Origin of the sequence: Streptomyces sp. Edi4 (assembly GCF_040253615.1) — a bacterium.
In the GTDB taxonomy this organism is placed as follows: domain Bacteria; phylum Actinomycetota; class Actinomycetes; order Streptomycetales; family Streptomycetaceae; genus Streptomyces.
In genome coordinates, this window is record NZ_JBEJGY010000004.1 from 1,567,808 (window position 1) to 1,587,290 (window position 19,483).

At 72.6% G+C, this 19,483-nt stretch carries 19 protein-coding genes and 1 tRNA gene; 6 read left to right on the top strand and 14 right to left on the bottom strand.

Annotated features, from left to right (window positions below; translation table 11 throughout):
- Window positions 1–31 precede the first annotated feature (31 nt).
- Window positions 32–718 carry a histidine phosphatase family protein gene (locus ABR738_RS09135; RefSeq protein WP_350229462.1) on the bottom strand — a complete coding sequence of 229 codons (687 nt, stop codon included), beginning with the start codon at window positions 716–718 and terminating at the stop codon, window positions 32–34.
- Window positions 719–777: 59 nt separating this feature from the next.
- Here ABR738_RS09135 and corA point away from each other — a divergent pair, with 59 nt between their 5' ends.
- On the top strand, window positions 778–1,773 hold the full coding sequence (gene corA / locus ABR738_RS09140) for a magnesium/cobalt transporter CorA (RefSeq protein WP_350229463.1): 996 nt from the start codon (window positions 778–780) through the stop codon (window positions 1,771–1,773).
- A gap of 35 nt (window positions 1,774–1,808) precedes the next feature.
- Here corA and ABR738_RS09145 read toward each other — a convergent pair whose 3' ends face one another.
- Together ABR738_RS09145 and ABR738_RS09150 are read right to left on the bottom strand one after the other, a co-directional pair.
- Window positions 1,809–2,597, bottom strand: coding sequence for a ferritin family protein (locus tag ABR738_RS09145; RefSeq protein ID WP_350229464.1), 789 nt, complete (start codon window positions 2,595–2,597; stop codon window positions 1,809–1,811).
- A gap of 219 nt (window positions 2,598–2,816) precedes the next feature.
- Complete coding sequence (locus tag ABR738_RS09150) at window positions 2,817–3,872, bottom strand: LLM class F420-dependent oxidoreductase (RefSeq protein WP_350229465.1); 1,056 nt, start codon at window positions 3,870–3,872, stop codon at window positions 2,817–2,819.
- Window positions 3,873–4,041: 169 nt separating this feature from the next.
- Here ABR738_RS09150 and ABR738_RS09155 point away from each other — a divergent pair, with 169 nt between their 5' ends.
- Both ABR738_RS09155 and ABR738_RS09160 read left to right on the top strand, forming a co-directional pair.
- Window positions 4,042–5,025 (top strand): aldo/keto reductase, encoded by a 984-nt coding sequence (locus tag ABR738_RS09155; RefSeq protein ID WP_350229466.1) that lies wholly within the window; start codon window positions 4,042–4,044, stop codon window positions 5,023–5,025.
- A 248-nt stretch (window positions 5,026–5,273) separates the two neighbouring features.
- Complete coding sequence (locus ABR738_RS09160; RefSeq protein ID WP_502964213.1) at window positions 5,274–7,754, top strand: helix-hairpin-helix domain-containing protein; 2,481 nt, start codon at window positions 5,274–5,276, stop codon at window positions 7,752–7,754.
- 79 nt (window positions 7,755–7,833) lie between these two features.
- Here ABR738_RS09160 and ABR738_RS09165 read toward each other — a convergent pair whose 3' ends face one another.
- A complete protein-coding gene (locus ABR738_RS09165) occupies window positions 7,834–8,520 on the bottom strand; it encodes a hypothetical protein (protein ID WP_350229468.1) in 687 nt (228 codons plus the stop codon).
- A gap of 47 nt (window positions 8,521–8,567) precedes the next feature.
- Here ABR738_RS09165 and ABR738_RS09170 point away from each other — a divergent pair, with 47 nt between their 5' ends.
- Window positions 8,568–8,756 (top strand): DUF5703 family protein, encoded by a 189-nt coding sequence (locus ABR738_RS09170; protein WP_018535088.1) that lies wholly within the window; start codon window positions 8,568–8,570, stop codon window positions 8,754–8,756.
- Window positions 8,757–8,843: 87 nt separating this feature from the next.
- Here ABR738_RS09170 and ABR738_RS09175 read toward each other — a convergent pair whose 3' ends face one another.
- The 3 genes from ABR738_RS09175 to ABR738_RS09185 form a co-directional block, all read right to left on the bottom strand.
- On the bottom strand, window positions 8,844–9,689 hold the full coding sequence (locus tag ABR738_RS09175) for a chaplin (RefSeq protein WP_350229469.1): 846 nt from the start codon (window positions 9,687–9,689) through the stop codon (window positions 8,844–8,846).
- A gap of 140 nt (window positions 9,690–9,829) precedes the next feature.
- The gene (locus tag ABR738_RS09180; protein ID WP_350229470.1) at window positions 9,830–10,063 is read right to left on the bottom strand and encodes a chaplin; all 234 of its coding nucleotides are present in this window, start codon (window positions 10,061–10,063) and stop codon (window positions 9,830–9,832) included.
- Between the two features lie 176 nt (window positions 10,064–10,239).
- Window positions 10,240–11,571 carry a M20/M25/M40 family metallo-hydrolase gene (locus ABR738_RS09185; RefSeq protein WP_350229471.1) on the bottom strand — a complete coding sequence of 444 codons (1,332 nt, stop codon included), beginning with the start codon at window positions 11,569–11,571 and terminating at the stop codon, window positions 10,240–10,242.
- Between the two features lie 186 nt (window positions 11,572–11,757).
- On the opposite strand from ABR738_RS09185, the gene ABR738_RS09190 reads away from it, so the two are divergent.
- Window positions 11,758–11,845, top strand: a tRNA-Leu gene (locus ABR738_RS09190).
- 106 nt (window positions 11,846–11,951) lie between these two features.
- Here the strand turns inward: ABR738_RS09190 and ABR738_RS09195 are convergent.
- From ABR738_RS09195 to ABR738_RS09210, 4 genes are all read right to left on the bottom strand, one after another.
- Window positions 11,952–12,428, bottom strand: a complete 477-nt coding sequence (locus tag ABR738_RS09195) for a hypothetical protein (RefSeq protein WP_350229472.1) — start codon at window positions 12,426–12,428, stop codon at window positions 11,952–11,954.
- Between the two features lie 437 nt (window positions 12,429–12,865).
- Complete coding sequence (locus tag ABR738_RS09200; protein ID WP_350229473.1) at window positions 12,866–13,066, bottom strand: hypothetical protein; 201 nt, start codon at window positions 13,064–13,066, stop codon at window positions 12,866–12,868.
- Between the two features lie 30 nt (window positions 13,067–13,096).
- Entirely contained in the window at window positions 13,097–13,297 is a 201-nt protein-coding gene (locus ABR738_RS09205; RefSeq protein ID WP_350229474.1) for a hypothetical protein, read from the bottom strand.
- Window positions 13,255–14,622 carry a beta-ketoacyl-[acyl-carrier-protein] synthase family protein gene (locus tag ABR738_RS09210; protein WP_350229475.1) on the bottom strand — a complete coding sequence of 456 codons (1,368 nt, stop codon included), beginning with the start codon at window positions 14,620–14,622 and terminating at the stop codon, window positions 13,255–13,257. The genes ABR738_RS09205 and ABR738_RS09210 overlap by 43 nt, the downstream gene beginning before the upstream one ends.
- 231 nt (window positions 14,623–14,853) lie before the next feature.
- Here ABR738_RS09210 and ABR738_RS09215 point away from each other — a divergent pair, with 231 nt between their 5' ends.
- Window positions 14,854–15,807 (top strand): pseudouridine synthase, encoded by a 954-nt coding sequence (locus ABR738_RS09215; protein ID WP_350229476.1) that lies wholly within the window; start codon window positions 14,854–14,856, stop codon window positions 15,805–15,807.
- A 265-nt stretch (window positions 15,808–16,072) separates the two neighbouring features.
- On the opposite strand, the gene ABR738_RS09220 is transcribed toward ABR738_RS09215, so the two are convergent.
- From ABR738_RS09220 to ABR738_RS09230, 3 genes are read right to left on the bottom strand one after another with little or no spacing between them, the layout of a single operon-like run.
- Window positions 16,073–16,708, bottom strand: coding sequence for an MBL fold metallo-hydrolase (locus ABR738_RS09220; RefSeq protein ID WP_350229477.1), 636 nt, complete (start codon window positions 16,706–16,708; stop codon window positions 16,073–16,075).
- Window positions 16,708–17,793, bottom strand: a complete 1,086-nt coding sequence (locus ABR738_RS09225) for an S-(hydroxymethyl)mycothiol dehydrogenase (protein ID WP_350229478.1) — start codon at window positions 17,791–17,793, stop codon at window positions 16,708–16,710. The genes ABR738_RS09220 and ABR738_RS09225 overlap by 1 nt, the downstream gene beginning before the upstream one ends.
- 46 nt (window positions 17,794–17,839) lie before the next feature.
- Entirely contained in the window at window positions 17,840–19,483 is a 1,644-nt protein-coding gene (locus ABR738_RS09230; protein WP_350229479.1) for an amidohydrolase, read from the bottom strand.

The window sequence follows — 19,483 nt, forward strand, 5'->3', positions numbered from 1 at the left end:
TTCGGCGCGTCCACCCTACTGCGCCGAGCGATCACGGTGCTCCCGCACCGCCACCGACCTCCGCCTGATCCTGCGCGGGGGTCTCGCGCGGCAGCAGTGAGGCGAGGTCGCCGGTGTCTCCAAGGCGCAGGAGATAGGGCCGCAGGCGGGTGTAGCGGATCACGGTCAGGGAACACGGTTCAACCGAGATCCGCTGAAAGAGGTCCAGATGCATGCCGAGGGCGTCCGCCACGACGGACTTGATGATGTCGCCGTGCGAACACATGACATAAGTGGCGTCGGAGCCGTGCTCGGTCTCGATGCGCGTGTTCCAGCCCCGTACGGCTTCGACGGCCCTGGCCTGCATCGCGCGCATCGACTCGCCGCCGGGGAAGGCCGCGTTGGAGGGGTGCTGCTGCACGACCTCCATCAGCGGATCGGCGGACAGTTCGGCGAGTTTGCCGCCCGACCAGTCGCCGTAGTGGCACTCCCCGATCAGGTCCTCGGGGTGCAGCGGCAGTCCCGGGCGGGCGTCGAGGAGCGGGCGCACCGTCTCGCGGCAGCGCTGCAAGGGGCTGGTGACGACGGCGGCGAGCGGCACCCCGGCGAGCCGGGCGGGCAGGGCGGCGGCCTGGGCGGCGCCCCGCTGGTCGAGGGCGACACCCGGCGTCCAGCCGGCCAGCACCCCCGCCGTGTTGGCGGTGGAACGTCCGTGACGTACGAGGATCAGCGTGGCCATGGGCGTCAGCCTAGGCGGCCGGTGCACCGCGGGTGCGGGCGGCTCCCGTTCACGGGAGAATGCCCGCGATGATCGTCGACTGTGCCATCTACCGCCAGGGCCGCCGGACCGAGGGCCCCAAGGACTTCTCGGACGCCCTCGCGCAGGCGCGCGCCACCGGCGACAGTTTCCTCTGGGTGGGGCTGCATGAGCCGACCGAGGAGGAGTTCGACCTGGTCAGCACCGAGTTCGGGCTGCACGAGCTGGCCGTCGAGGATGCCTTGAAGGCCCATCAGCGGCCCAAGCTTGACGTCTATGACGACTCGCTGTTCATGGTCCTCAAGCCCGTCGCGTACGAGCCCGAGAGCGACACCGTGTCCACCGGGGAGCTGATGCTGTTCGTCGGCGACGGCTTCGTGGTGACGGTCCGGCACGGGGAGGGCGCGCCGCTCAAGGCCGTGCGCCAACGCCTGGAGGCCGAGCCGGAGCTGTTGCGGCACGGGCCGACGACCGTCCTGTACGCGGTGAGCGACGCCGTGGTCGACCACTACACCGAGGTGGCGGCCGAGCTCCAGACCGACCTGGAGGAGCTGGAGGCGCGGATCTTCTCGCCGAGCGGCGGCGACGACACGAAGAACACCGCGTCGCGGATCTACACCTTCAAGCGCCAGCTCCTGGAGTTCCGCCGGGCGACGGGCCCCCTGGCGCAGCCGGTGCAGCGGCTCGCGAGCGCGGGCGTGCCGTTCGTGAACGCCGACTCGCAGCCGTTCTTCCGCGATGTGGACGACCACCTGATGCGGGCCAACGAGGCGGTGGAGGGCCTTGACCGGCTGCTCTCGGACATCCTCTCGGCCCATCTCGCGCAGGTGAGCGTCCGCCAGAACGACGACATGCGCAAGATCTCGGCGTGGGCGGCGATGGCTGCGGTCCCCACCATGCTGGCCGGTGTCTACGGCATGAACTTCGACCACATGCCGGAGCTGCACTGGAGGTGGAGCTACCCGGCGCTGATCGCGTTGATGGTGGTCCTGGAACTCGGCCTGTACCGCCTGTTCAAGCGGCGCGGCTGGCTGTAGCCGGGGCGCCGGGCCCTGTCCCACCGGCGCTCCCGTCAGGCGAAGCCGGGCGCGGGCAGGGCGGGGCCGCCCAGCGCGTCGCGCCGCTGCGGCATGGCCAGGGTGACCATGCGGCGCCACCCCGCAAGCCGTTCATAGGCGTACACGGCGTGGATCGCGGCCCTCAGGAGCGCCGCCTTGGCGCCGGACCAGCCCAGGATGCGGCCCATGTGGGCCATGACGGCGAGGCTCACGTCGCGGTGGACGCGGATCTCGGCGAGGGCGCACGCCCGCAGCGCCCGGTGGATCGCGGGGCCGTGCCCGGCCCGGGCCAGGCGCAGCAACTCCTCGTGGCAGTACGCGAGATGGTTGTCCTCGTCCTCGGCGATCATCCGCACCGCGCGCCCGATGTCGGGGTGGTCGCCGAAGTGCCTGCGCAGCAGCCGCATCTGTTCGCCGGCGCGCTGCTCGGTGACGCGGCTGTACGCGAGGTAGACCACGACGTCCCGTTCGGTGAGCTGTTCCTCGCGCCGGAGCTGGTCGTGACCGAGGCCGATCCCGCGCCGCTCCAGCAGCCGCGTGTAGTCGGTGTCGCCGGGTACGTCCACGGGCTTGAGGCCGCGTCTTTTCAGGAGGGCGTGGAAGATCCGGCCGTGCTTGTCCTCGTCGGCGCCGTGCCGGGCCGCCTTGGGGGCCAGGTCGCGGCACTTGTCGGGCAGGAGGGCGGCGATCCGGCGGTTCTCCCAGCCGCCCTGCGCCTCGCCGCTGGCCGCGATGGAGCAGAAAAGACGGAACGACTCGTCGTGGTCGAGGATTTCCTGGAACAGGCTCTTGGCCGAGAGCATCGTTGCCGTACCTCCGGGTGCGCGCAGGACTCTGCGCAACCGAGTCAAATGCGGCATGCCGGCGGCGGCAACAGGGGTCGCGCCACGCTGGGCCGAACGAAGGAATGTGCGGTGCCCCCCGCACCGTAACCGCGCGGGCGGCCCGGGCGTTGATAGACGTGACGGCCGTGGCGGGGAAGACCCCCGAGCCCCCACCACGGCCGCGGTACACCTACCCCCTTACGCCAGGCCCGCGCGCTCCAGCGCCTCGGTGCCCGCGCGCAACGAGGCAAGCCGCTCGTCGAGCGTGAAGCCGGCGGGGGCCAGGGTGAGGGTGGTGACACCGGCGGCGGCGTAGGCCTCCATCCGGTCGGCGATGCGCTCCACCGAGCCGAGCAGCGTGGTCGAGTCGATGAGCTGCTGGGGCACCGCGGCGCCCGCGCCCGCCTTGTCGCCGGAGAGGTACTTGTCCTGGATCTCGGCGGCTTCCTTCTCGTATCCCATGCGCTGGGCGAGCTGGTTGTAGAAGTTCTGCTTGCGGCTGCCCATACCGCCGACGTACAGCGCGGTGTAGGGGCGGAACATGTCGGCGAGCGCCGGGACGTCCGCGTCGGCGCCGAGCGCGATCGGCAGCGTGGGGCAGACGTCGAAGCCCTCCATGCTCAGACCGGCCTTCTCGCGGCCCGCGCGCAGATGGGAGATCGCGGTGGCTTCGATGTGCTCGGCGGCCGGGAAGATCAGCAGGGCGCCGTCGGCGATCTCACCGGTCTGCTCCAGGTTCTTCGGGCCGATCGCGGCGATGTAGAGCGGGATGTGCTCGCGCTCGGGGTGCACGGTCAGCTTGATGGGCTTGCCCGGGCCGCCGGGCAGCGGCAGCGTCCAGTGCTCGCCCTCGTAGGAAAGACGCTCGCGCGTCATCGCCTTGCGGACGATCTCGACGTACTCGCGGGTGCGCGCCAGCGGTTTGTCGAACTTGACGCCGTACCAGCCCTCGGAGACCTGCGGTCCCGAGACGCCGAGGCCGAGGCGGAAGCGGCCGCCGGACAGCGAGTCGAGGGTGGCGGCCGTCATCGCGGTCATCGCGGGCTGGCGGGCCGGGATCTGGAGGATCGCCGAGCCGACGTCGATGCGCTCGGTCTGGGCCGCGACCCAGGCGAGCACGGTGGGCGCGTCCGAACCGTAGGCCTCGGCCGCCCAGCACACGTCGTAGCCGAGCCTGTCCGCCTCCTTGGCCACGGCGAGGTTGTCGCCGTCCATTCCCGCGCCCCAGTAGCCGAGGTTGATGCCGAGCCGCATGGCCGATCCCCTTACTCGTCAGGACGCGTCCGTGCGCGTCCGCTCCCGCGTCTTACTCATGAGTAACGTTCCTGTGCCGGGGACTCTAGCGCGCGCCGCGGTGATGCGGCAGGGCCGAGTTGTCCACAGGCTCTCTCCCCGCAGGTCCTTGGCCAGTAATCTCGCGCCCATGGAGCAGAGGCATCTCGGCCGCACGGGCCTGCGCGTATCCCGGATCGGGCTCGGCACCCTGACCTGGGGCCGGGACGTCGGCGAGCAGGACGCCGCCGACCTCCTGAAGGGGTTCTGGGAAGCGGGCGGCACACTGATCGACACGGCCGACGTGTACGGCGGCGGGGACGCGGAGTATCTGCTCGGCCGGATGATGGAGCGTCTGGTGCCGCGCGGGGACCTGGTCCTTGCGACCAAGGCGGGCAGCGTGCCCGACCCCGACCGCCGGTTCGACGGTTCGCGCGGCCACCTCCTGAGCGCGCTGGACGCCTCGCTCGAACGGCTCGGCACCGACCATGTGGACCTGTGGCAGGTGCACGCCTTCGACTGCGAGACCCCGCTGGACGAAACCCTCCAGGCGCTGGACATCGCGGTCGCCAGCGGGCGGGCGCGCTATGCGGGCATCTCCAACTTCAGCGGCTGGCAGCTCGCCAAGGCCGCGACCTGGCAGCTCGCCGCGCCCGGCACCCGGACCCGCCTCGCGAGCACGCAGATGGAGTACTCGCTGCTCCAGCGCGGGGTGGAGCGCGAGGTGCTGCCCGCCGCGCTCGACCTGGGTGTGGGGTTGCTGCCCTCGTCGCCGCTGGGTCGTGGCGTCCTGACGGGCAAGTACCGGCACGGCACGCCGGCGGACTCGCGGGGCGCGTCGGAGGGTCTTTCGGCGTTCGTCGCGCCCTACCTGGACGACGCGGCGAGCCGGATCGTGGACGCGGTCGCGATAGCCGCGGACGGTCTGGCCACGACACCCCTTCAGGTGGCGCTGGCATGGGTGAGGGACCGGCCGGGAGTGGTGGCGCCGATCGTCGGCGCGCGCACGGCACACCAGCTCGCGGCGGCGTTGTCAGTGGAGACCCTTAGTCTTCCTGACGAGATCTGCCAGGCGCTCGACGATGTGTCGGCGCCCGTGCACCGCTATCCCGATCAGGACTGGAGCACGCTGTGACTGCGCTTCCCCAGGGCTCGGCCCCTGGATCCACGGCCGACGAACCCGCCGAGACGGAGGTGGCCCGAGTCGCGACCGCGAACGGCCCCGCCGGGCCGGTGGCGGAGGGTACGCCGGAGGCGGTCGAGGTGGGGGTGGCGGAGGTCGCGGCGGCGCGGGCGGAGGCGGCTGACGGGGGCGCGGGGGGCGCCGGGGGCGCCGGGGGCGAGGGCCAGGGCGACGATGCCACCGGGGCGGTCGGCGCCGACCTGCCCCGTGCCTCGGAGTCCGGCGACGACGCGACTGGAACCCCGGAGGCCGATGCGCTGGCCGGCACGGCCGGGGGGCCGGATGCGGACGCCAACGCCGACGCGGCTGGGACGCCGAAGGCTGATGCTGGCGCCGACTCAGCCGGGAGCCCGGAAGCGGACGCCGACGCCGACGCCGACGCGACCGGAACCCCGGAGGCCGACGCTGACGCAGCTGGGGGCCAGGTAGCGGACGCCGACGCCGACGCGACCGGAACCCCGGAGGCCGACGCTGACGCAGCTGGGGGCCAGGTAGCGGACGCTGACGCCGACGCGGTTGCCGGCCCGGATTCGGACGCCACTGCCGACGCCGCCGGGGAGCCGGAGGCCGACCCCGGTGATGACGCGCCCGGGGATGCGGAAACCGACGGCGCCAACTCCGACGCACCCGGAAACCCGGAAGCCGGGGTTGACGCCGACGGGGCTGGGATTTCCGAGGCGGCCGCCGAACTCGCGGCGCAGCGGGAGTTGCGGGCCAGGATCGAGCGGCGCAAGGCCGAGAAGGAGGCGCCGATCCCGGCCGGCACCAAGCTGAGCGGCCAGGCGGCCGACCTGCTCGCGGCGGTGCGGGCCGTGGAGAAGGGCGAGAAGTCGGGCGCCGCGTTCTTCGCCGGCCCCCCGCCCGCCCCCCGCAGGCCCGCCCCCGGCCCCGGCCCCGCCCAGGACGCCGCCGCAGCCCGCCCCCGCGCGCCAGAACCGGCGCAGCCGCCCGCCACATCGGCCGAGGCGCTGGCCGCCGTACGGACCGTGCTGACCCGGGGCGGCGCCCCCGAGACACTGGCCGTACAGGTCACCGGCGTCCTCGGCGAACAGGCGGCCGAACGTCTGGGCGGCGACCCCTGGCAGCTCCTCGCGGTGCCCGGGGTACGCCCCGAGCAGGCCGACGGCTTCGCGCGGGCGCTGCTCGGCGAGGCGTGCCGGCCCGACGACGAGCGCAGGTCGGCCGCGCTCGTGGGCTGGATCCTGGAACAGGCGGCCGCGCGCGGGCACACCGCGCTGCTCGCGGACGACGTACGCAAGGCCCTGGCCGCCCGGTCCGTGCCCGACCCGGACGAAGCGGTGCAGCAGGCCGTCGCCGAGGGCGTGGTGCTGGTCTTCCAGGACGGCCTCCCGGACCGGCCCGGCCTGGAAGAGGGCGCGGACGACGTCCGGACCGAGGCGGCGCCGGAGACCGAGGACGGCGAACCGGCGGAGCCTGTCGAGGTGCTGCTCGGGCTCGACCGGTACGCGCTGGCCGAGGAGAGCCTGGCCGACGGCCTGGCCCGGTTGCTCAACGCACCGGTGCGGGACGACGGTTCGGTGTGGCCAGACGCCGGGGAGCTGGTCCGCGCGGTCGCGGGCAGCGGCCTGGTCGCCCACACCGGCGGCGAGGCGGCGCGCGCCGAGTCGGCCTCGGTGGTGACGGCCGCGGCCGCCGCCGGACTGCGGGCCGCCGGCGCGGCGCACACCGTGGACGGACAGCGCCGCCTGGCCCAACTGACGGGCCCGCTGGCCGCGTTCACCGTCGCGGGCCTGCTGTCCGCCGACGGCCCGGGGCGGGACGCGGAGGGCGCGCTCGCCCTGGACGTCCTGGTGGTGCAGGACGCGACACAGCTGGACGTGGAGACCGCGGCCATGCTTGTGGAATCGCTGCCCGACGGCTGCCGGCTCGTCCTGAGCGGCGACCCGGGTGTGCTCCGCCCGGCGGGCGCCGGTCTGGTCTTCCAGGATGTGCTGACCGCCCGGATCTGCCCGGTGGTGGCCTCCCGCGTCCCCGACCCCGGCCCGGTCGGCGAGCTGGTCTCCGGCATCGGCATCGGCGAGCTCAACCAGGTAGAGGCCCCCGGCAAGGAGGTCGTGATCGTCCCCGTGCGGGACGCGGGCGAGGCCGTGCACCGCTCGGTGCAGCTCCTGGCCGATTCCATCCCCCGGGCGATCGGCATCCCGGCCGAGCAGACCCAGGTGGTGACGGTCGGCCACGGCGGCTCGGCGGGAACCCGCGCGCTGAACGCGGCCCTGAAGCAGCGCCTCAACCCCGGCCCCGGCCGCTTCGGCGGCTTCGACCCGGGCGACCGGGTGGCGTACGCGGAGGTAGTGGGCCGTACGGTGACGGGCACGGTCGTCGGGGCGGACGCGGAGGGCCTGCGGCTCGACTGCGCCGGCACGCCCGTCCTCGTACCGAAGGAGCGCGTCGAGTCCGCGCTGCGGCACGGCTGGGCGCTCACCGCGCACCAGGCGGCCGGGATGCGCTGGCCCGCGGTGGTCGTGGTGCTGCCGGGTGACGCGGCGCAGGGGCTCAACCGGGCCTGGGTGTATACGGCGTTCGGCCGGGCGGAGCGGCATCTGTCCGTGGTCCACGGCGTCGACCAGGCTCTGCCCCGCGCGGTCGCGGAGGTCCTGCCGCCGCCGCGCACGACCCGGCTCGCGCCGCTGCTGCGGGGTCTTCTGAAGACCGGGGAGTAGCCGGGCGGCGCCCCACGCACACGGCGGAGGCCGCGCACCCCGGGCGGGGTGCGCGGCCTCTGCCGTGGTGGACGGGGACTCAGGGTGCGGGCCGCAGATCGTCCTCGTCGTCGAGGTCGTCCTCCAGCTCCTCCTCGTCGAAGACGGCGCTCACGTCGAAGCGGCACACCACGCGCTGGGGGTCGGCGTGGTCGAACGGCGTGCTCAGCCACTCCCCCGGCTCGGGCAGCTCGTCGACGGCCGACACCCACAGCGTGGAATCGCCCTCCTCCAGGCCGAACTCCTTGTGCCGCGAGGCGATTTCGTCCGGTTCGTACTCGCCGAAGAGCACCCCGAGCGCGGCATGGACGCTGCTGCCGACCACCGGCAGGGTGTGCTCGGCCACGCCGGCGTCGTCGGCGTCGTCCACGCCGGGGTCGAGATCGGTGATCCGCCGGGCCTGGGCGAGGAGCCGCTGGGGCTCGGCCACGGCGTAGTCGCGCCGGATGAGGACGCTGAGGGCGTGCGGTTCTTCCGGGCCCGCGTAGGGCGGCAGGGAGTCGTCGGCGCCGGGGATCTCGAAGGGGGTCACCTCGTCGTAGCGGTCGTAGAGCCGTTCGTCGTACGCCTCGGCTGCCGCCGCGAGCGCGTTGAAGGCCTCGTACACGTCCGGATCGTCGTCCCCCGTGCGGCGTTCCACCGCATCGAGGTGACGGTCCAGCGCGGCTTTGACCGCCTCGGCGGCGGCACGTACCTCGGCAGCGGTGGGCTGCGCAGCATCAGACATAGTGCAGACGCTATCCGTACCGGGCCTCTGCCCGCACAATAGATGCGATGCCGGAATACGAATTTGTCGACGTGTACGTGCCGCGCGGGGTGTCCCGCAAGGAAGCGACGCGTCTGCTGACCGACCATGCCGAGTACGGACACTGGGAGTTGGACCGACTGAGTCTGCGTCGCGACGGAAGCCGCCGAGTGCGGCTGCGCAGGCGGATCATCCGTCAGGTGCGTGCCACGTGGTGACGCGGGCACGCACGGGGTGACGACGGAGCGGGCCCCGCGTGTGCGGGGCCCGCTCCGTCCGATCCGCCGTGTGGCGCGGCCGTGGTGCTAGCGCGCGGCACGTCCACGGCGGTAGAGCACCGCGCCGCCGAGGAGCAGCCCCGCGGCGGCCGGGACGGCGTAGCCCATGCCGTCCGAGCCGGTGTGCGCCAGCGCGGCCGGGGCGCTGGTGCGCGCGGTGGCGGCCACGACGGCGGTGACCGGGGCGGCGGTGTGACCCGTACCGACGGGCATCGCCGGCCCGGCCGGGTGAGCGGGCGCGCCCGGCTGGTGCGCGATGGGCCCCACCGGGTGCTGCGGCACACCGGGGTGGCCGGGGTGACCCGGCTGACCGGGGTGCTGCGGAACGCCGGGGTGGCCCGGCTGCCCCGGCGTGCACGGCGGCTGGTGCTGCCCCGGGTGCCCGGGGTGGTGGGGCCGGCCCGGGTGCTGTGGGTGGCCCGGGTGCTGCGGGTGGCGCTGGTGGCCGCTTTCGCCGTTCACACAGTCGTTGCCGAACACCGGGTTGCCGACGCCCACCACGTTCACACTGTTCCCGCACACGTTGACGGGGACGTCGATGGGCGCCTGGATGGTGTTGCCCGAGCCGACGCCGGGCGAGCCACTGGTGTGACCCTTGGCGCCCGCTCCGACGCCGCCCCGGTGCCCACCGCCCGTGTTGGCGCAGTGGTTGGCGAACGCCGGGTTGAGCGCGCCGATCACGGTGACGGTGTTGCCGCAGGCGTTGACCGGCACGTGCACCGGCACCTGGACGGCGTTGCCGGACAGCACGCCCGGCGAGTTCGACGCACTGCCCTGAGCCCCCGAGTCGGCGTGCGCCGCGCCGCTGCCCAGGGCGATGACACCGCTCGCGGCCGCCATGGTGATCAGTGACTTGCGGGTGACCTGTCGCATGGATTCGTTCCCCTGCCCTCTGCCTTGCGGAAAACCCGGTCGCGCCGTCGCGCCCGAGGTGGAACGCCCGGCGGCCCCGGAGTGCATGGCGCGCACTCCGGGGCCGCCCGGCTCAGACCCTCACGGGTAGAGGCACAACGTCACTTGTTGACGCAGGTGTTGCCGAAGGCGGGGTTCAGCAGGCCGATCACGGACACCGTGTTGCCGCACACGTTCACCGGCACGTGAACGGGGACCTGGAGGACATTGCCGGACGCGACGCCCGGGGAGTTCACGGCGGCGCCCTGCGCGCCCGCGTCGGCAGCGGCAATGCCCGCGCCCGCGAGAACCAGAGAACCGGTGACAGCCGCAGCAGCGACGACCTTCTTGATCATAATTTCCTCCTTGTTGGCAAAGGTGCGATCCCAGCCGCGGACCGCACACCCTGTAACGAGGGGGAAGTTATGGAGCTACGAGCATATGAGCACATTCACTCTTCTCAGTCCGATACGTACGCTCAGACGATTAACGGAGCGGACTCCGCGTCAGGACGCGTCAGCAGGGCCCCGCCTCAGGACGCGTCGATGAACCGGTCCAGGACGCGTACGCCGAACTTCAGGCCGTCCACCGGCACCCGCTCGTCCACGCCGTGGAACATGCCCGCGAAGTCCAGCTCCGGCGGCAGCTTCAGCGGCGCGAAGCCGAAGCCCCGGATGCCGAGGTCGTCGAAGGACTTGGCGTCGGTGCCGGCCGAGAGCATGTACGGCACGGCGCGCGCGATCGGGTCCTCGGCCTGGAGCGCGGTCTGCATGGCGTCGACCAGGGCCCCGTCGAAGGTGGTCTCCAGGGCCTTGTCCGCGTGGACGTCCTCCCGCTTGACGCGCGGGCCGAGGATCCGGTCGAGGTCGGCCAGGAACTCCTCCTCGTACCCCGGCAGGAAGCGCCCGTCCACATGGGCGGTGGCCTGCCCGGGGATGACGTTGACCTTGTAACCGGCGCCCAGCTGGGTGGGGTTGGCGGTGTTCTGGAGGGAGGCGCCGATGAGCTTGGCGATGCCGCCGAGCTTGGCGAGCGTGTCGTCCATGTTCTCGGGGTCGAGCTCGGTGCCCAGCGCGTCGGAGAGCTCGTCGAGGAAGTGGCGCAGCGTCTTGGTCACCCGCACCGGGAACTTGTGCCGGCCAAGTCGCGCCACCGCCTCGGACAGCTCGGTGATGGCGTTGTCCTTGTGGATCATCGAGCCGTGTCCGGCGGTGCCGTCCACGGTCAGCTTCATCCAGTGCATGCCCTTCTGGGCCGTCTCGACCAGATAGAGCCGCAGCTTCTCGTTGACGGTGAAGGAGAAGCCGCCGACCTCGCTGATGGCCTCGGTGACGCCCTCGAAGAGTTGGGGGTGCTTGTCCACGAGGAAGCGCGCCCCGTAGGTGCCGCCGGCCTCCTCGTCGGCGAGGAAGGCGAGGACGATGTCGCGCGGGGGCTTGCGCCCGCTGCGCAGCCGGTCGCGCACGACCGCCAGGGTCATCGCGTCCATGTCCTTCATGTCGACGGCGCCCCGGCCCCAGACACAGCCGTCGACGATCTCGCCGCCGAACGGGTCGTGGGTCCAGTCGTCGGCGTTGGCGGGCACGACGTCGGTGTGGCCGTGGATGAGCAGCGCGGGCCGCGAGGGGTCCTCGCCCGCGATCCGGGCGACGGTGGAGGCGCGGCCCTTGTGCGACTCGAAGATCTTCGGCTCGAGGCCGACCTCTGCGAGCTTTTCCGCGACGTACTCCGCGGCCGCGCGCTCACCCGGCCCCGAGTGGTCGCCGTAGTTGCTGGTGTCGATCCTGATCAGATCGCGACAGAGGCCGACGACCTCGTCCTCGCCGGTCAGGCCGCCGGTCCGGGTCGTGCTCGATTCGCTCACGCTGCTTCCTCCCGCTGTCGCTCCGTGTCGTCCTCCCCATCCTGCCCCCGCGCCCCCTCGGCGCCCAAGGGCGGCCCGTCCCCGACATCCGGAGTTCACGCAGGCCAAGAGGGTGATCGAGCACCCCCGGATGTTTGCTATTGTTTTCCACGTCGGAACGGGCACGGCCCGCGAGACAGACACCTTGTCCGGGTGGCGGAATGGCAGACGCGCTAGCTTGAGGTGCTAGTGCCCTTTATCGGGCGTGGGGGTTCAAGTCCCCCCTCGGACACCAGCGAGAACCCCAGTTGATCTGGGGTTTTCTGCGTTTCTGGGGTGCGGCGTGACCAACCACGTGCCCAACAGCCCAGATGCTCCGTCCCGGGGGCAAGGCAACCGAGCTACGCCCCGTAGTGCGAAGAACGCTCGGCCACCTGGTCAGGACTGAGGCCGTACACGGTCAGGTCGCCGGTCCACAGGTGGTCCCGGTTGGCACAGGTGGACTCGAAGCAGACGCGCTTCCCGCCGGGCTCCAGCTGCCAGCCCTGGTCCTGGAACTGGGCGATGCGGTCGCTGCCACAGACGAACGAGCGGGTTGCCTGGGTCAGGATCCACTCCTGTTCGTGGCACCACGCGGCGTATGCCTGGGTGTGGAGCACGAACGAGCGCCATCCGAGGCCCACGGCGTCGGACGGGGTCATGTCGAAGGCGCGGGTGTTGCCCGTGACCTTGAGGAAGGCAAGGGCCTGGTCCACGGTCCGACGGGCGGTGGACAACTCGTGCCCGTACTCCTGCGCGCAGAACTCCGACACCTTCTCGAACAGCTCGGGACTGACAAGGTCCCGCCCATGCCGGAGGGCGACGGGGGTTTCCAGCATGGACGTCACAGTGAGATTCCCTCTCTCGACGGTTGGGGGCCGGCTAAGCGGCGGGCTGGGGCGGGGGCTTCTCTCCGCCGGCCTCGGTCTTGTCGCGGGGGGTCGGTCATGCCTGCACCGCACCTTCTGCTTGACGGCCCTGGTCAGACCGTCTCCCGCCCTCACCGGGCGGAAGTCTCCGTGGCCCTCATGGTCTCGGCCATCTGCTCCACCACGGCGGCGGGGAGCATGCCCGGGTCAGTGGCCGGTCCCGTGCATCCGCGGCAGGATGTCGCAGCCAGCGATCGTGCTGCTGTCCCGCTCCATCGCGGCGGCCTTTGGGAGCCGGCCCAGCCGCGCGCACTCGGGACAACCGGCCACCGGCCGGGGTGCGGGACGTTCCTTCCGCGCAGGCAGCGTCACGGGCTCTTCCTGCCGCCGCGTGGGTTCCGTCTCCATTACGCCACGCCCTCCCGATCGCTTCCGAGGCCGATGGAATGACCCCGGTGATCTGGTTCGGAGATGCGTGAGCAGCAGCGGCAGACGCGGTCGAGGATCTGGTCGGCGGTCTTGGTCCACTTGAACGGCCGGGCGTCGTGATTCCAGACCTTGGCCCAGTTCTCGAGTGCGGCCTTGAGGTCGTCGAGAGAACAGAACACCCCCTCGTTTACGCAGTCGGCGCCCCAGGGTCACAGCCTTCGCAAAGCCAGCACCGCGTTGTGGCCGCCGAAGCCGAACGAATTGCTGAGGACCAGGTTGCCGCAGGGTGGGAGGGGGCGCGGGGTGCCACGGACGATGTCCAGGCCCAGGCCTTCCTCGGGGTCGTCGCAGCCGACCGTCGGCGGGATCAGACCGTCGCGCAGGGTGAACACCGCCGCGACCGCCTCCACCGCGCCCGCTCCCCCTGAAGATGCCCCAGGGCGCCCTTGTTGGCGGTGACGGGGATGTCCCGGATCTGGTGGCCGAAGAGCCGGCCGAGCGCCAGCGCCTCCGTGCGGTCGCCCTCAATCGTGGCCGTGGCGTGGGCGTTGATGTGGGCGACATCGGCGACGGTGGCGCCCGCGTCCGCGAGTGCGCGGCGCAGTGCGGCCTCGACGCCCCGGCCCTCGGGCTGCGGCGCCGCCATGTGGTACGCGTCCGCGGACAGCCCCCAGCCGGCCGCCTCGCAGTAGACGCGGGCGCCGCGCGCGCGGGCGTGCTCCTCGGCCTCCAGGATGACGATGCCCGCGCCCTCGCCCAGGACGAATCCGTCGCGGGCGTCGTCGAACGGCCTCGATGCGTGCTCGGGTTGGTCGTTGCGCGTCGACACGGCCCGCATCGCGGCGAAGGCCGCAAGGATCTCCGGGGTGATCACCGCCTCGGTGCCGCCCGCGACGACGAGGTCGAGCCGTCCGTCCCGCACCGCGTCGATGGCCTGCCCGATCGCTTCCGTGCCGGACGCGCACGCGGACACGAAGGTACGGGACTGGCCCCGGATGTCCAGGTCCTTGGATATCTGGGCGGCCGAAGCGGACGGCACGATCATGGGGGTGGTGTGGGGGGAGACCGCCCGGGGCCCGCGCGCGTCCAGGGCGAGCCGGTTCTCGACCAGGACGGGCGCGCCGCCGATGATCGTGCCCATCGACACCCCGGTACGCTCCGGGCGCAGCCCCGACGCGACGGATCCCGCGGGGTCGAGCCCCGCGTCGCGCCAGGCCTCGCGGGCGGCGAGCAGCGCGAACTGGGCGGATCTGTTCATCCGGCGGGCCACCGCCCTCGGCAGCAGCTCGGCCGGGTCGACTGCGGACCGGGCCGCCAGCCGCACCGGCAGCCCGTCGAACCCCGGCCCCCGCATCACCGACACCCCGCAGCGGCCGTCGAGCAGCCCCTGCCACAGTCCCGGCGCGTCACCGCCGAGTGGGCTCAGGGCGCCGAGGCCCGTCACCACCACCTGCCTCCCCCGAGGTGCCGCCCAGGGCGCGGGCCCGGGCAGTCCCTCGGGGTCGACCCGCGACCTGCGGACGACTTGGCGTTCGTAGCGCGGCAGTACGCGTTCCACGCCGGATCCGCCGGTCAGCGGACGCAGCCGCAGTCTGGTCCTGGTCTCGGTGGCGGGCGCCGTACTCACCACGACGAGCCAGGGGCCCTCCGGGTCCGTCGCGATGACGTCGCCGGGCACCAGTTCACTCGTGGTGAGCAGATAGCAGGCGCCGCCCATGACCGACTCTTCGCTCATCGTGGACCCAAGCCTTACGTTCTTGACGTGCCCTGCATGCCGTGCGTGCCCTCACAGGGACTAATCGGGTGTTTCGGCGCAAACCCTGTAGGCAGCATGCCTCTTCGGCGGGCGGAAGGCAGTGCGGGGCGGATGCGCGGAATGCGTCGGCCCGGCGCGTGGCCTGTGCGCGACCGGTGCTGACCTGGGCCTCTCTTGCTTCTGGCGGGCCCGGTGGGGTTCTCTGGTTCCGTGAGACGCAGATCCAGGACCCCGGCCGCACCGCTCGCCCAGCGCGACGGCGTCGATCCGGTGCGTGTGCGGCTGCCCGCCGATCCGGAGGGCGCATGGGCGACGGTCGGTGATCATCTGATGGGCCGGTTCGCGGGGGCCATCGGCGCGGACCGGGTGGCCTCGATGCTGCGCGAGGGGCGGTTCGTGGGCGCCGATGGGGTGCTGCTCGGCACGGAGGCGTACCGGGCCGGGGCGTATGTGTGGTTCCACCGGGACTTCGCGCCGGAGACGCCGGTGCCGTTCGACGTGGGCATCGTCCACCGCGACGAGCGGATCGTGATCGCGGACAAGCCGCACTTCCTCGCCACCACGCCACGGGGCCGGCACATCACCGAGACCGCGCTGGCCAGGCTGCGGCGGGAGCTGGCCCTGCCAGCGCTCCAGCCCGCCCACCGGCTCGACCGGCTCACCGCGGGTCTCGCGCTCTTCGTCGTACGGCCCGAGGACCGGGGGGCGTACCAGGGTCTGTTCAGCGGGCGCCGGGTGCGCAAGGAGTACGAAGCCGTGGCCGCCCACGAGCCCGGGGTGGCGCTGCCCGTGACGGTGCGCAGCCGGATCGTGAAGGAGCGGGGGGTGATGGCGGCGCGGGAGGAGGCGGGGGAGGTCAACGCGGAGAGCCGGATCGAGCTGGTGGAGCGGCGCGGGGCGCTGGGGCGGTACCGGTTGCTGCCCGCGACGGGGCGTACCCATCAGTTGCGGGTCCATATGAACGGGTTGGGGCTGCCCATTCTGAACGATCCGGTGTATCCGGTGGTGCTGCCGGAGCGGGGGCCGGGGCCGGGCGAGTTCGAAGCGCCGCTTCAACTGCTCGCGAGGGCGCTGGAGTTCGTCGATCCGGTGGACGGGCGGGTGCGTCGCTTCGAAAGCGCGCGCCACCTCTCGGCGTGGGCCGGCCCGGGCCCGTCGGCCTGACCCGGGGCTCCGCCCCGGCTTCGCAGGCCCCTCCCCGCCCCTTCCCTGTACCCACCGGGGGTGAAAGAGCCTCCTGGGGCTCCGCCCCAGACCCCGGTCGCGCCTGAAGGGCGCTCGTCCTCAATCGCCGGACAGGCTCAACATGCCCATGCGGGCCGGCGCCGGATACTGAGGGGCGCGGGGAACCGCGCGAGAAGCGACCGCTCCCCGCACCCGAACGCCCGCGCCGCCGGATCGGCGCCGACCCGGGCCTGACGCGATCGCCTCAGTGCCCCCGCGCCACCCACTCCCCCAGCGCGGGCGCCTCCGCGCCGATCGTCGTCGTGTCCCCGTGCCCCGTCCGCACCACTGTGTCCGGCGGGAGCGTCAGCACCCGCTCCCTGAGCGAGTCGATGATCGTCGGGAAGTCCGAGAAGGAGCGGCCCGTCGCGCCGGGGCCGCCGGCGAACAGGGTGTCGCCCGTGAAGACCGTGCCGAGGGAGGGGGCGTACAGGCACACCGCGCCGGGCGCGTGGCCCGGGGTGTGGATGACCTCCAGGGCCGCCCCGGCGACGGGCAGACGCTGCCCGTCGGTGAGGTCGCCGTCCGGGAGCCGGTCCGGATGCGTCTGCTTCCACAGCGGAAGGTCGTCCGGGTGGAGCAGGACCGGCGCACCCGTCGCATCCGCCAGCGCGGGCGCGGCGTCGATGTGGTCGTTGTGAGCGTGCGTGCAGACGATCGCCCGCAGCGTGCGCCCGCCCAGCGCCGCCAGGATCGCGTCGGCGTCGTGCGCCGCGTCGATGACGACGGCCTCCTCGTCGTCCCCGACGATCCACACGTTGTTGTCGACGTCCCAGGTACCGCCGTCGAGAGCGAACGTGCCGGACGTGACCAAATGATCGATACGCGCGCGAACGCTCATCAGAACTCCACCACCGAACGCAGTACATCGCCTTCGTGCATACGCTCAAATGCCTTCTCGACCTCGTCGAGCGCGATCGTCTCGGTGACGAACGCTCCGAGATCGATCCGGCCCTGCTGGTGCAGATCGATCAGCATCGGGAAGTCGCGGGACGGCAGGCAGTCGCCGTACCAGGAGGACTTCAGGGCGCCGCCCCGGCCGAAGACGTCAAGGAGCGGGAGCTCCAGGGTCATCTCGGGGGTGGGCACGCCGACCAGGACGACCGTGCCCGCCAAGTCGCGGGCGTAGAACGCCTGCTTGTACGTCTCGGGGTGGCCCACCGCCTCGATGACGACGTCCGCGCCGTTGCCCCCGGTCAGCTCGCGGACCGTCTCCACGACGTCCTGCTCACGGGAGTTGACGGTGTGCGTGGCGCCCATCGACTTGGCGGTGGCGAGCTTGCGGTCGTCGATGTCGATGGCGATGATCCGCGCCGCGCCCGCGAGCCTCGCGCCCACGATCGCCGCGTCGCCCACGCCGCCGCAGCCGATGACGGCGACCGAGTCGCCCCGGCCCACGTTGCCGGTGTTGATGGCGGCGCCGATGCCCGCCATCACCCCGCAGCCGAGCAGCCCCGCCACGGCCGGCGAGACCGCCGGGTCGACCTTGGTGCACTGGCCGGCCGCCACCAGGGTCTTCTCGGCGAACGCCCCGATGCCGAGGGCCGGCGACAGCTCGGTGCCGTCAAGGAGCGTCATCTTCTGCCGCGCGTTGTGCGTGTTGAAGCAGTACTGCGGCCGGCCCCGCAGGCAGGCCCGGCAACCGCCGCACACCGCGCGCCAGTTGAGGATCACGAAGTCGCCGGGCGCGACGTCGGTGACGCCCTCGCCCACCGACTCCACGATCCCGGACGCCTCGTGGCCCAGCAGGAACGGGAAGTCGTCGTTGATGCCGCCCTGCTTGTAGTGCAGATCGGTGTGGCAGACGCCGCAGGCCTGGATCTTCACCACCGCCTCGCCGGGGCCCGGGTCGGGCACCACGATGGTCTCCACCCGTACGGGCTGGTTCCTGCCCGGTGCGATGACCCCTTGGACCTGCTGCGCCATGCCGCCACTCCCTCTACCCTGCCGTCGGACGTATCAGGAATACACCCTATGAGGAGACCTGGTGCACGCGTCGGCCTCCCACATAGGTCGCGAGCACCCGGGTGTCGCCGATCTCCTCGGGCGGCCCCGCGTACGGGTCGCGGTCGAGCACCGCGAGGTCGGCGAGGGCGCCCGCCCGGATGGAGCCCGTGTCGTCGAGGTGGTTCACGTACGCCGTGCCCGAGGTGTACGCGGCGAACGCGGCGGTCAGGGTGATGCGCTGTGCCGGCAGGAACACCGGGCCCTTCTCGCCGGGCGCGACCCGGTTCACCGCCGTGTGGATGCCCTGCATCGGGTCGGGGCTGCTGACCGGCCAGTCCGAGCCCGCCGCCACCGTCGCCCCGGCGCCCAGCAGCGCCGCGAACGGATACTGCCACCCGGCCCGCTCCTCGCCGATGAAGGGGATGGTCAGCTCGTCCATCTGGGGTTCGTGGGAGGCCCACAGGGGCTGGATGTTGGCGGTGGCGCCCAGCGCGCGGAAGCGGGCGATGTCGTCGGGGTGGACGATCTGGAGGTGGGCCAGGTGCGGGCGGGTGTCGGTCCACCCGTTCTTCTCGCGGGCCGCGCCCACCGCGTCAAGGGCGTCGCGCACGGCACGGTCACCGAGCGCGTGGAAGTGCGCCTGGAAGCCCAGCGCGTCCAGCTCCGTCACATGGGAACGCAGTTGCTCCGGGTCCACGAAACTGGTGCCGGTGTTCGCGGTGGCGCATCCGCAGGCGTCGAGGTAGGGGCCGAGCAGCGCCGCCGTGCCGGTCTCGGCGACGCCGTCCAGCATGATCTTGACCGATCCGGCGCGGAAGCGTCCATGGCCCAACTCCCGGCGCTTCTCCACCAGTTCGGGGATCTGCTCGGCGCCGCGCTCGCGGTCCCACCACAGGGCGCCGACGACCCGCGCGGTGAGCGAGCCGTCCCGGGCGGCGCTCCCGTAGGCGTCGGCGGGGTCGTCCATCGAGCCGAAAGTACCGACGATCGCGTCCTGCCAGGCGGTGATCCCGTACGCGTGGAGGTGGGCCTGGGCGCGCAGCAGCGCCGCGAGGCGTTCGGCGGGGGTGGAGCGGGGGGTGAGCCGGCCGACCAGGTCCATGGCACCCTCCTGGAGCAGGCCGGTCGGCTCGCCCGCCGCGTCGCGCTCGATGCGGCCGTCGGCGGGCTCGGGTGTGTCCCGGGTGATCCCGGCGAGCGTGAGGGCCGTGGTGTTGACCCAGGCGCCGTGGTGGTCCCGGTTGGGGAGGTAGACGGGGCGGTCCGGCACGACGCGGTCGAGGAGGTCGCGGGTCGGGCTGCCGCCCTCGAAAGCCTCCATGGACCAGCCGCCGCCGGTGATCCACTCCTGCTCGGGGTGGGTGTCGGCGTAGGCCCGTACCGCCGCGAGGGTGTCGGCCGCCGTACGCGTGCCCGTGAGGTCGCAGCGCGCCAGCTCGATGCCGGCCGATACCGGGTGGACATGGGCGTCCTGGAAGCCCGGGATCAGCAACTTGCCGTGGAGGTCGACGACTTCGGTCCTGGGGCCGATCAGTTCGCGCACCTCGTCGTGTCCGACGGCGGTGACGCGACCCGCGGTGACGGCGACGGAGGTGGCACGGGTGCGGGCGGCGTCCAGGGTGAGGACCGGGCCGCCGGTGAAGACGAGGTCGGCGGGGTCGTGGCGCAT